The 12,075-nt window shown below is 71.0% G+C and carries 9 protein-coding genes; 6 read left to right on the top strand and 3 right to left on the bottom strand.

The features are described from left to right. Nucleotides 1–263: 263 nt before the first annotated feature. A complete protein-coding gene (locus ACZ4TG_RS37870) occupies nucleotides 264–740 on the bottom strand; it encodes a macro domain-containing protein (protein WP_468172908.1) in 477 nt (158 codons plus the stop codon). A gap of 2,353 nt (nucleotides 741–3,093) precedes the next feature. Here ACZ4TG_RS37870 and ACZ4TG_RS37865 point away from each other — a divergent pair. Continuing rightward, nucleotides 3,094–4,305: a pyridoxal phosphate-dependent aminotransferase gene (locus ACZ4TG_RS37865; RefSeq protein ID WP_468172906.1), complete on the top strand. Its 1,212-nt coding sequence runs from the start codon at nucleotides 3,094–3,096 to the stop codon at nucleotides 4,303–4,305. A 199-nt stretch (nucleotides 4,306–4,504) separates the two neighbouring features. Beyond that, on the top strand, nucleotides 4,505–4,918 hold the full coding sequence (locus ACZ4TG_RS37860) for an SCO4983 family protein (RefSeq protein WP_468172903.1): 414 nt from the start codon (nucleotides 4,505–4,507) through the stop codon (nucleotides 4,916–4,918). A 54-nt stretch (nucleotides 4,919–4,972) separates the two neighbouring features. Here the strand turns inward: ACZ4TG_RS37860 and ACZ4TG_RS37855 are convergent, their stop codons facing one another. After that, complete coding sequence (locus ACZ4TG_RS37855; RefSeq protein ID WP_468172900.1) at nucleotides 4,973–5,452, bottom strand: hypothetical protein; 480 nt, start codon at nucleotides 5,450–5,452, stop codon at nucleotides 4,973–4,975. A 143-nt stretch (nucleotides 5,453–5,595) separates the two neighbouring features. Between ACZ4TG_RS37855 and ACZ4TG_RS37850 the strand changes: the two genes are divergently transcribed. The 4 genes from ACZ4TG_RS37850 to ACZ4TG_RS37835 are packed head-to-tail and all read left to right on the top strand — an operon-like array spanning nucleotide 5,596 to nucleotide 10,186. Beyond that, nucleotides 5,596–6,669: a hypothetical protein gene (locus ACZ4TG_RS37850; protein ID WP_468172897.1), complete on the top strand. Its 1,074-nt coding sequence runs from the start codon at nucleotides 5,596–5,598 to the stop codon at nucleotides 6,667–6,669. Between the two features lie 10 nt (nucleotides 6,670–6,679). Beyond that, on the top strand, nucleotides 6,680–7,906 hold the full coding sequence (locus ACZ4TG_RS37845) for a toxic anion resistance protein (protein ID WP_468172894.1): 1,227 nt from the start codon (nucleotides 6,680–6,682) through the stop codon (nucleotides 7,904–7,906). Between the two features lie 56 nt (nucleotides 7,907–7,962). Further along, entirely contained in the window at nucleotides 7,963–9,585 is a 1,623-nt protein-coding gene (locus ACZ4TG_RS37840) for a substrate-binding and vWA domain-containing protein (RefSeq protein ID WP_468172917.1), read from the top strand. Next, nucleotides 9,572–10,186, top strand: a complete 615-nt coding sequence (locus tag ACZ4TG_RS37835) for a hypothetical protein (protein ID WP_468172891.1) — start codon at nucleotides 9,572–9,574, stop codon at nucleotides 10,184–10,186. The genes ACZ4TG_RS37840 and ACZ4TG_RS37835 overlap by 14 nt, the downstream gene beginning before the upstream one ends. Before the next feature lie 34 nt (nucleotides 10,187–10,220). On the opposite strand, the gene ACZ4TG_RS37830 is transcribed toward ACZ4TG_RS37835, so the two are convergent. Further along, nucleotides 10,221–12,044: a phosphoenolpyruvate carboxykinase (GTP) gene (locus ACZ4TG_RS37830; RefSeq protein WP_468172888.1), complete on the bottom strand. Its 1,824-nt coding sequence runs from the start codon at nucleotides 12,042–12,044 to the stop codon at nucleotides 10,221–10,223. Between the last annotated feature and the right edge of the window lie 31 nt (nucleotides 12,045–12,075).

Here is a 12,075-nt window from a genome sequence, read left to right as displayed (position 1 = left end):
TTTAGCCCCGGACAACACCCCACCCCGACACCGCCCCCGCCCACGAAGCCCAACCCCCACCGTGAGGGACAGATATCCGACCACCTGGGTCGGTGGCGGGGGCGGGGGGGGGGGGGTGGGGGGGGGGGGGCGGGGGGGGGGGGGGGGGGGGGGGGGGGGGGGGAGGCGGCCCCCCCCCCCCCCGCCCCCGCGTGACCGCGTGACCGCGTGACCGAGGGCCGCGTGACCGCGTGACCGCGTGAGGACCGCGCGACCGATCGCCGCTACCCGAAGTCGTAGACGGTCACGTCGACGTCCCGCGCACACAGCGCATCGGTGACCAGCGGCTCGACGCGCGACCACTTGCCGCCCGCCAGCCCGCAGCCGATGCGCGGCATGTGCACGGAGGCGCCCAGCTCGACGGCGTGGTCCGCCAACGAGGCCAGACAGCGCTCGACGGCCTCGTAGCGGACCGGCGGGCCACCGCTGCCCGTGCGCATCCCGCGCTGGCCGACCATGTTGGCCACCCACACGTCGGGCCGCACCCGCACCAGCCGCACGGCGCCGAGCCCGAAGTCGTTGCTGCTGCGCCCGCGATGCCAGGCGCGGAAGTCCGCCTCGGGCTCGGGCCACCGCTTCGAGACCGCCAGCACGAAGCCCTTGCCCCACCCGCCGAGGTCATTGCAGACATGCGCGATGATCTTCGGCCCCTTGGCCTGCGGGCTGGTCGCGTCACCCGCGATGATCCTGAGTGGTTTCACCGGCCCATCCTCTCCCCGGGCCGGGATGTTCGCCCTGCGATTTCCGTGCGGCGGCGGGGGGGCGGGTCCCGAGGCGGGGCGACGGTAGGCCGGGTCGGTGGCGCTACTGGGCGGGTCTCCCCACCGGACGGAAAGCCAGGCGGCGGCGGGGGTGTTGCCGGGATCCAAGTCCGCGGTGTCGGGGAGGGTCTGGGGGCGTCCCGTCAGTCCACTGTCCTTCCGGTTCGGTCCGGTCCCTCAAGGGCGCTCGCTGCGCTCGCGTCGCTTCGCGATGGCCTTCGGCCACCCTTGACCGACCGGCCCGCCCCGGAATGCCATAAGACTGCCGGGAAGCCCCCAGAGGAATGGCCGGGAGGTACACATTCCAGAAACGGGCACATCAGCGATGTCCGGGCAGCCCCCCGTCTCCCCGGACATGCCCCGGGTTCCATTCCGGCCGGGGCGGCAGCCCCGCGCATCAGATCGCTACGCGCTCCTCTCGGCTTAGCGTCCGCGCCCCGTCTTGGGCTGGACATAGGCCGCCTCAGATCGCTACGCGCTTCTCATCCCTCAGCGTCTGCGGCCTGTCTGTGCCTGGACATAAGCCGCCCCCGGACTGTCAGTCGTTTCTCGTCATCTAGCGTCGATCGGATCGTTGTGAGCTGCGCATAGGCCGCCATCGATCGCTGTGCGCTTGCCGAGGAGGGCGTCTGCGGCTTGTTTGGGGTGTGGGCGATGACGTCTGGGGCTTTGAGGTGATCTGGTGGCGAGCTGGGCGGCATTCGATGCACACAGACCGCCCAGGAGCGCTTGTCGGGTAGCGATCTGGGCGTCTGCGGGCGTAAGAGGAGCCAAATGATGAATCCATCACCCGCAGACTCCGACAGACCGCCCGCCAATCCCCATCCGCAGCCCTCCCCGGCCAGAAAACGGCCGCAAGACGCAGGCAAAGAGCAATATCCGACCCTCACGGCCGCCCAAAGGCCCTACCCAAGGCAGCTTGAGGGCCGCTAATGCCCAGAGCCATCTGCCGGCCTGTCGTCGATGACGTCCAGACACACACGACCCGCAGACGCTGAACCAAGACGAGCCCCTGCCCCTTTCTTGCGGCTTATGTCCAGCCCATGGCGAGCTGATCGACGCCAGATGAGGAGAAGAACGGACAGGCCGGGGGCGGCTTATGTCCAAGCACAGACGGGCCGCAGACGCTGGACCAAGACGAGCGCCTGCCCGTCTCTCGCGGCTTATGTCCAGCCCATGCCGGGCTGATCGACGCCAGATGAGGAGAAGCACCCACAGGCCGGGGGCGGCTTATGTCCAAGCACAGACGGACCGCAGACGCTGGACCAAGACGGACCCTCGCCCGCCTCTCGCGGCCTATGTCCAACCCATGACGGGCTGATCGACGCCAGATGAGGAGAAGGACGGACAGACCGCTGGCGGCTTATGTCCAGGCACAGACAGGCCGCAGACGCTGAGAGATGAGAAGCGCGTAGCGATCTGGGGCGTGGGCCGTGATGGGGCCGTGGCTGCGAAGGTGCCGGGCGGCTGGCTGCGGGGAACAGGGAATCTGCCCGCGCATCGCTGAGGGAGCTGGGACCGGACATGAACCTCCCGGCCATTCCTCTGGGGGCTTCCCGGCAGTCTTATGGCATTCCGGGGCGGGCCGGTCGGTCAAGGGTGGCCGAAGGCCATCGCGAAGCGACGCGAGCGCAGCGAGCGCCCTTGAGGGACCGGACCGAACCGGAAGGACAGTGGACTGACGGGACGCCCCCAGACCCTCCCCGACACCGGGCACTCGGATCCCGCCAACACCCCCGACGCCGGGCCCCACCAACACCCCCGCAACAGCCGCCCCCACCGCCCCCGCTCCGTCATCGGGCGGGCCGTCGCCAGAAGCGCCACCGGCAGCGCCGCCCACAGCGGTGAGGCCGCCCGGGACGGGGCCACCGCGGCGGCCGGCTGGGGGAGGCCAGGGCGATCATCGCCCCGCCCCGGACCGGGACGCACCCGGGCCTCGCCACCCGGCGTACGAACAGCCTCGGCGGGCCGATCAGCAGGACCGCGCTCGCTGCCGCCCCGCAGGCCCGGCCCGCCCGTCCAGCCAGCTCCCCCGGCCGACCCGCCCAGCCAGCCACCCCCACCACTCACCACCCGCACCAGCCCACCCCACCCCCAAGGTGATGAGCGCAACACATTCCTTCGCCTTCCCCCGCCCGCACCCATTCCGCAAGGCGGAACGGCCACCGCGCCCCCGTTTCCAAGGAGGGACCGCGCCGCCACCCCACCCATCGCGCGAAACGGGGCAAATCCTCCCCCCACCCTCCGCCCGAATATCGGAGCGGTCCGCCATCCGGACCCGTAAGCTCCCGTCATGCAGGTGATCCAGTCAACGAAACTCGCCAATGTCTGCTACGAGATCCGCGGCCCCGTACTCGAAGAGGCGATGCGGCTCGAAGCAGCAGGTCATCGCATCCTCAAGCTCAACACCGGCAACCCCGCGGCCTTCGGCTTCGAGTGCCCGCCGGAGATCCTTGAGGACATGCTCCGCAACCTGGGCAACGCCCACGGCTACGGGGACGCGAAGGGGCTGCTCTCCGCGCGGCGCGCGGTCATGCAGCACTACCAGACCAAGGGCATCGAGCTGGACGTCGAGGACATCTACCTCGGCAACGGCGTCTCCGAGCTGATCCAGATGTCGATGCAGGCACTGCTCGACGACGGCGACGAGGTGCTCGTTCCCGCGCCGGACTACCCGCTGTGGACCGCCTCCGTCAGCCTGGCCGGCGGTACGGCCGTGCACTACCGCTGCGACGAGCAGGCCGACTGGATGCCGGACCTCGCCGACATCGAGCGGAAGATCACCGACCGCACCCGCGCGCTCGTGATCATCAACCCGAACAACCCGACCGGCGCCGTCTACGACGACGAGATGCTGCGCGGGCTCACGGACATCGCGCGCCGCCACAACCTGGTCGTCTGCTCGGACGAGATCTACGACCGGATCCTGTTCGACGGGGCCACCCACACGAACACGGCCGCGATCGCGCCGGACCTGCTGACCCTGACCTTCAACGGGCTCTCCAAGAACTACCGCGTCGCCGGCTACCGGGCCGGCTGGATGGCGGTCTGCGGGCCCAAGAAGCACGCCTCGTCGTACATCGAGGGCCTGACGATCCTGGCCAACATGCGGCTGTGCGCCAACATGCCCTCCCAGCACGCCGTCGCGACCGCCCTCGGCGGCCGGCAGTCGATCAACGACCTGGTGCTCCCGGGCGGCCGGCTGCTGGAGCAGCGCGACACGGCGTACGACCTACTGACCCAGATCCCCGGCATCACCTGCGTGAAGCCCAAGGGTGCGCTGTACCTGTTCCCGAAGCTCGACCCCTCGGTCTACAAGATCAAGGACGACCGGCAGATGGTCCTCGACCTGCTGCGCTCCGAGAAGATCATGGTCGTGCACGGTACGGGCTTCAACTGGCCCGACCCCGATCACTTCCGCATCGTGACGCTGCCGAACGCCAAGGACCTGGCGGACGCGGTGACGCGGATCGGCAACTTCCTGGACGGTTACAGCCAGCTGTAGGTCCCCGCGGCTGCCGTTGGTGCCACGGCACCCGTTGGCGCCACGGCACGCGTTGGCGCCACGGCACGCGTTGGCGCCACGGCGCCAACGGCACTGCCTCACCACCCGCCACAGGCCGACTGGAGAGCGACCAGATCCAGCACAACTTTAGAACGGATCCAATGTAGGATGGTCTCCTGACCACGCAGGAGGCCTCCTCATGTACGAGCCGATCCGTACGCAGTCGGTCGTCCACCGCATGGGCGGCAGCCGTACCGACTACCCGCACCGCAGCCGCGGCGAAGCGCTGGACATCCAGCTCGCCGGGCACCTCGCGGCCCTGCTCGCCGTCACCGACGAGCTCGGGCTCGACGAGGCCGCCACCCGGATCGCCGATCAGGTCGCGCGGCTGCGCGAGTCCCGGCCCGCCCGGCTGGCCCAGGCGACGACGACCCACCCGTCGGCGGACGAGACCGTCGCCCTGCACCGCCGGGCACACGACCTCGCCGCCCGCGCACTGCTCGTCGCCGCGTCCCGCGCCGACACCACCGTCGCGATCCTCGCCGCCGAGCGCATGGACGCGCACGCCGCCGCCCTCCGCGCCTCCGGCGCGGACCTGGCCGGCGCCCACTGACGGCCCCGGTCCGGGGCCGCGGAGGCTCCGGATCGGGCGCCATGTACCCCCGGGTCAGGGCGCCGGGCTGAACTCCGCCCCGGCCACCCCGCACCACGGCACCTTCCCGGCGGGCCACACCGGTCCGAGCGCCTCGCCCCGCTCCGTCGCTCCGGGCGCCACGCCGGGGATCTTCACCAGCGCCTGCGCCGCACGCCCGCCCGGCTCCGGCTCCGCGCTGTCGCGGAACTCCACGGTGACGACGTACGCTCCGGCCGCCGCCACCCCGTCGCCGTCAGCCCCGCCGGCCCCGCCCCGCCCCGTCGCCTCCACCGAGGCCACCACCCGCCGGCTCGCGGCGTCGACCCGGCACGCGGTGACCCGTACGTCCTCGACAGCCGGCCCCCGGGCCGCCGCCCCGCCCGGTCCCGCGCCCGGGCCCCCGCCCGGGCCCTCGCCGCTGGCCCACACGTACAGGCCCAGCGGCGCGAACACCAGCAGGCCGGCCAGCACCACCAGGCCGACCAGCCAGCCCTGCCACTTCAACGCGCTCACGCCCATGGCACGATCCTCCCGGGGCCCCGCCCCGCCCACCAGCACCCACGGGCCCACACAGCATTTCGAAGTGGGACCGCCTGGACACCCGACGTTCATTCAACCCGGTCCGGAATGTGGGTTTCCGCGAGCACGCTGCACCCGTGAGACGCATCTTGGGAATCGCCCTGGCGGTCCTCCTTCTCGGCGGCGTGATCGCCGTCATCGCGGGGGGCCGGACACCGGGAACCACGGCAACGAAGACCGTGCGTGGCGTCATCGGCTCGGAGAAGTCCGACTTCTTCCGCGACCCTGACGTGATCAAGGCCCTTGCCGGCAAGGGCTACACCGTGAAGACGGAGACCTCGGGCTCCTGGGCGATGAACCAACTCGCCCTCAAGGAGTACGACTTCGCCTTCCCCAGCAGCAGTGAACCCGCCAAGGAGATCGAGGCCTCGGCCGGGCTGAAGGGCGCCCAGACCACCAAGCCGTTCTTCTCGCCGCTCGTCGTCATCGCGCGGCCCAACGCGGCCAAGGTGCTGGCGGACAACGGCCTCGCGAAGACGACCGGCAAGAACTCCGGCACCCTGCTCATGGGCCCGTACCTGAAGGCCGCGGCGGAGGACCGCACCTGGCAGCAGTTGCAGGGCAGCGCGCCCTATCCGGAGCTGACCGGCACGGTGTTCATCAAGACCACCGACCCCGGCACCTCCAACTCCGGCGCGCTCTTCCTCGCCGCGACCTCGAACGTCGCCAACAACCTCAGCGTCGTCGCCGACGACGCCGGTATCGAGCGGACCGCGCCCCTGATGCGCAAGCTGATCTCCGTGCAGGGGGCGCTGGAGCCGAGCACCGACGACCCGTTCCGGGCCTTCATCAGCGGCAGCGGCGAGCCCCTGATCCTGGTGTACGAGTCCCAGGTCGCCTCTCTGCTCCTGCAGAAGCAGGACGCGGGAGAGATGGTGGTGCTCTACCCGGACACGACCGTGAACTCCCCGCACACCTTCGTGCCGATCAGCGGCAACGCCGAGGACCTCGGCGCCCTGCTCGCCACCGACCCGAAGCTGCGCGAGCTGGCCGTCCGCCACGGGTTCCGGCCGCAGGAGGGGGTGGCCGAGTTCACCGCCGCCACGGCCCCGCACGCCGCCTACCTCAACCCGGGGCTCACCGGCATCCGTCAGGTCGGCGCGCCGACCGTCAAGATCCTGATGGCGCTGGCCGAGCGCGCCAAGGGCTAGGGGGACCACGATGACACCGACACACCCCGACAGCGACCCGCCGGGCCCGCTCGTCCTCACCGCTCCCGAGCCCGTCGCCCCCGTCAGGCGGGAGCAGGCCGGCGGCCTCGTCCCGCTGGACGACGGGGTGCGCGAGGAGATGGCCCGCCGGGCCGGGGAGTACGTCGGCTCGCTCGCCGGCGTCGACGCCCGCTCCCCCGAGTTCGCCCACCGGATCGGGGAGCTGACCGGCCTCGGTGCGGCGGACATCCGCAGCGCCGCGCAGCAGTCGAACCGGATGCTGGAGCGGGTGGTGCGCTCGCTCGGCTCGGACGGCGGTGGCGACGCGCAGGCCCGGGTGGCGGGCTCGCTGGTCGAACTGCGGCGCACCGTCGAGGACCTGGACCCGCGGGACACGGCCGCCAAGGGGGTGCGGGGGCTCCTCGCGAAGCTCCCGGGCGGCAACAGGTTCCGCGACCACGTGGCCAGGTACGCCTCCTCCCAGGCCACGCTCAACCGGATCGTCGGCGCGCTGCGCGGCGGGCAGGACGAGCTGCGCCGCGACAACGCGGCTCTGCACACGGAGCGGGCCCGGCTCTGGGAGACGATGGGCAGGCTCCAGGAGTACGCGGTGCTGGCCGAGGCCCTGGACGCGGCCGTCGAGGAGCGGATCGCGGAGGCAGAGCGCACGGATCCGCAGCAGGCGGACGCGCTGCCGGCGGACGGGCTGAGGGCAGACGTGCTGCGGGCGGACGTGCTCTTCCCGGTCCGGCAGAAGCACCAGGACCTGTTGACGCAGCTGGCGGTGTGCGCGCAGGGGTATCTGGCGATGGACGTGGTCCGGCGCAACAACGACGAGCTGATCAAGGGTGTCGACCGCGCGGCGACGACCACCGTGTCGGCGCTGCGGATCGCGGTGATGCTGGCCTCGGCGCTGGACAACCAGCGCAAGGTGGCCGAGCAGGTCGACGCGTTGCGCGGGACGACCGAGGAGCTGATCCGGGGCAACGCGCAGATGCTGTCGACGCAGAGCGGGGAGATCCAGCGGATCGCGGCGGATCCGGCCGTGGGCGCGGAGACGCTGCGCACGGCGTTCGCTCAGATCTACCGGACGCTCGACGCGATCGACACGTTCAAGGTCCAGGCCACCGAGAACATGGCGGCGACCGTGGAGTCCCTGACCGGCGAGCTGCGGACGGCCTCCGCCCACCTGGCCCGCACCCGTACGGCGAGCACCCTGGAAGGCGGCGAGCGATGAGCGCGCGACCCGTGAGCACGCCCGTGGTGAGCGCGCCCGTGGTGAGCGCGCGACCGATGAGCCTGCGCACCGCACGCGTGCGCAGGCGCCTGGCGGCGGCCGTCGCGCTCGCCGCGACCCTGCTGGGGGCCGCGGCCTGTACGTCGGCGGATCCGGGCCCGGGGCCGGACGCGCCCAAGGAGACGAAGTACCAGCCGGGCAGGCTGCGGGTGCTGGCGTCCAGCGAACTGACCGACATGGAGCCGGTACTGAAGGCCGCGAAGGCCGCCACTGGGGTCACCGTCGAGTTCACCTGGTCGGGCACGCTGGACGCCGCCGAGCAGGTGGCTTCGGGGAAGGCCGACGGGAAGTACGACGCGGTCTGGCTGTCGTCGAACGACTATCTGCGGCTGCGCCCGGAGGCGGCCGGCAAGCTCAGCAGCGAGACGCCGGTGATGTCCTCGCCGGTCGCGCTCGGTGTGAAGCCGCAGGCGCTGGCCCGGCTCGGCTGGAAGCCGCAGGAGGTGACCTGGTCGGCGGTGCACGAGGCCGTCGCCGCCGGGAAGCTGACGTACGGGATGACGGATCCGGTGCGGTCCAACTCCGGTTTCTCGGCGCTGATCTCGGTGGCTTCGGGGTTGTCGGGCGCGCAGGCGGCGCTGACGGACGCCGATGTGCAGAAGTCCCGGCCGCGGCTGAAGGAGTTCTTCGCCGGGCAGAAGCTGACCTCGGGTTCCTCGGGCTGGCTGACGACCGCGTACGCCAAGCGCGACGATGTGGACGCGCTGGTCAACTACGAGTCCGTGCTGCTGTCGATGAACGTCCGGGCGAAGGAGCCCCTGACGGTGATCCGGCCGCGCGACGGGGTGGTGACCGCGCACTACCCGCTGACCCTGCTGGCGTCCGCCCCGGTCGGCGCGCGGGATTCGGGCCGGGCGCTGACCGAGTACCTGCGGGGCGCCGGGGCCCAGAAGGAGATCACGGAGAAGACGTTCCGGCGGCCGGTGACTCCGGGGGTGGCCGTGGGGCGGGGGCTGGGCGAGGACAAGCGGCGGGAGCTGCCGTTCCCTGGTTCGCGGTCGGTGGCGGACGGGTTGCTGGCCTCGTACGAGAACGAGCTGCGGCGGCCCTCGCGGACGGTGTACGTGCTGGACACCTCGGGCTCGATGGGTGAGGACAACCGTATCGGGCGGCTCAAGTCCGCCCTCACCGACCTTACCGGGACGGGGAGTTCCGGTACCGGGGAGCGATTCAGGGACCGCGAGGAGGTGACGCTGCTGCCCTTCGGTGACAAGGTGAAGAAGGTGCTGACGCACGTCGTCGAGCCGGGCGATCCCGGGCCTTCCCTGGACGCGATCCGGGGCGACGTGAAGTCGCTGCAGCCGGAGGGGGGCACGGCCGTGTACGGCAGCCTGCGGGCGGCGTACCAGCACCTGGGGAAGGGGAACGCCGACGCGTTCACCTCGATCGTGCTGATGACGGACGGGCAGAGCGGGGACAAGGTGCAGGACTTCGACTCCTTCTACGCCGGACTGCCGGAGGGCCAGAAACACACACCGGTCTTCGCGGTGCTGTTCGGGGATTCGGACCGCAAGGAGCTGTCGCACATCACGGAGCTGACCGGGGGCCGGCTGTTCGACGCGACCGACGGGAACGGCTCGCTGGACGGGGCCTTCGAGGAGATCCGTGGCTACCAGTAGGGGGAGCCGGGCGCTGGCCTATCTGGAGTCGCGGAAGAACCTGGCCGGCAGTGCCTGCGGGGTGGCCGGGGTGGTGCTGGCCCTGACGGGTCTGGCGGGTGCGTACTGGCCGGTGGTGGTCGCGGGCCTCTACGGCGCGGGTGCGCTGATCGCTCCGCCGGAGCGGGTCCCACCCCCCGGCTTCCCGGATCCCGTCGGGCAACTGGGCGTGGTACGGGAGGACTTCGGGCGGCTGCGCGGGTATCTGGCGGAGGTCGAGCTGCCGCCGGCGGCCGGGGGGAAGCTGAGTGAGCTGCTGGAGCTGTACGAGGCGCTGCTGGATCCGGGGTGGGTGGCGGATGTTCTGGCCACCGAGCCGGAGGCGGTGCACGCGCTGTCGCGGGCGATCCGGCTGGACGTCCCGGAGTGCGTCGACACGTACGACCGGACGCGCTGGTGGACGCGGCTCACTGCGGGCGGTGAGTCGCCGGAGCGGCACCTGGAGCGGCAGCTGTCGGTGCTGTTCGGCGAGGCGGAACGCATGACGGCGGACCTCCGTGAAACGGAGGCCCGCCGTCAGCAGACGCACACGACCTATTTGGAAGGTCGTAGGGAATCCTAGGTCGGGGACTCCCGCGTCAGCTCTGTGGCCGGGGTCAGCCCAGGCGCTCGATCAGCGCGTGGTACTGGTCCCACAGCTCCTTGGGGGTGTGGTCGCCGTAGGTGTTCAGGTGCTCGGGGACCAGGGCGGCCTCGTCGCGCCAGATCTCCTTGTCGACGGTGAGGAGGAATTCCAGGTCCTCGGCGGGGAGGTCCAGGCCGTCGGTGTCGAGGGAGTCCACGGTCGGCAGGATGCCGATGGGGGTCTCGACGCCCTCGGCCTTGCCGTCGAGGCGCTCGACGATCCACTTCAGGACGCGGCTGTTCTCGCCGAAGCCGGGCCACACGAACTTGCCCGCGTCGTTCTTGCGGAACCAGTTCACGTAGTAGATCTTCGGGAGCTTGCTCTGGTCCTTGTCGGCGGCCACCTTGACCCAGTGGGCCATGTAGTCGCCCATGTTGTAGCCGCAGAACGGCAGCATGGCGAAGGGGTCGCGGCGCAGCTCGCCGACCTTGCCCTCGGCGGCGGCGGTCTTCTCGGAGGCGATGTTCGAGCCGATGAAGACGCCGTGGTTCCAGTCGAAGGACTCGGTGACCAGCGGCACGGCGGAGGCGCGGCGGCCGCCGAAGAGGATCGCGGAGATCGGGACGCCCTTGGGGTCCTCCCACTCGGGGGCGATCGTCGGGCACTGGGAGGCCGGGACGGCGAAGCGGGCGTTGGGGTGGGCGGCCGGGGTCTCGGACGCGGGGGTCCAGGAGTTGCCCTTCCAGTCCGTGAGGTGGGCGGGTGCCTCTTCGGTCATGCCCTCCCACCAGACGTCGCCGTCGTCGGTGAGCGCGACGTTGGTGAAGACGGTGTTGGCGTACATCGTCTTCATGGCGTTGGCGTTGGTGTGCTCGCCGGTGCCGGGGGCGACGCCGAAGAAGCCGGCCTCGGGGTTGATCGCGTACAGGCGACCGTCCTCGCCGAAGCGCATCCAGGCGATGTCGTCACCGATGGTCTCGACGGTCCAGCCGGGGATCGTGGGCTCCAGCATGGCCAGGTTGGTCTTGCCGCAGGCGCTCGGGAACGCGGCGGCGACGTACTTCGCCTCGCCCTGCGGCGGGGTGAGCTTGAGGATCAGCATGTGCTCGGCCAGCCAGCCCTCGTCGCGGGCCATGACGGACGCGATGCGCAGGGCGTAGCACTTCTTGCCGAGCAGGGCGTTGCCGCCGTAGCCCGAGCCGTAGGACCAGATCTCGCGGGTCTCGGGGAAGTGCGAGATGTACTTGGTGGTGTTGCAGGGCCAGGGCACGTCGGCCTCGCCCTCGGCGAGCGGAGCGCCGAGGGTGTGGACGGCCTTGACGAAGAACCCGTCGGTGCCGAGCTCGTCGAGGACGGGCTGTCCCATGCGGGTCATGGTGCGCATGGCGACGGCGACGTAGGCGGAGTCGGTGATCTCGACGCCGATGGCGGAGAGCTCGGAGCCGAGGGGGCCCATGCAGAAGGGGACGACGTACATCGTCCGGCCCTTCATGGAGCCGCGGAAGATCCCCTTCTCGCCCGAGAAGATGTCTTTCATCTCGGCCGGGGCCTTCCAGTGGTTGGTCGGGCCCGCGTCCTCCTCCTTCTCGGAGCAGATGAAGGTCCGGTCCTCGACGCGCGCGACGTCGGAGGGGTCGGAGGCGGCGTAGTACGAGTTGGGTCGCTTGCCCTCGTCGAGCTTCGTGAAGGTGCCCTTCGAGACGAGCTCCTCGCACAGGCGCTCGTACTCGGCCTCGGAGCCGTCGCACCAGACGACGCGGTCCGGCTGGGTGAGGGCTGCGATCTCCTCCACCCAGGAGATCAACTCCTGGTGGTTCGTCGGGTTGGAAGTGGGAGCCGCGTTGTCGCGCGCCACGATTGCTCCTTGTTGAGGGGTTTGTTTGGTG

The sequence above is a fragment of the Streptomyces sp. NPDC028314 genome (assembly GCF_055565795.1).
Note: the sequence above shows the minus strand (reverse complement) of the source record. Positions and strands in the feature narration are given on the sequence as shown.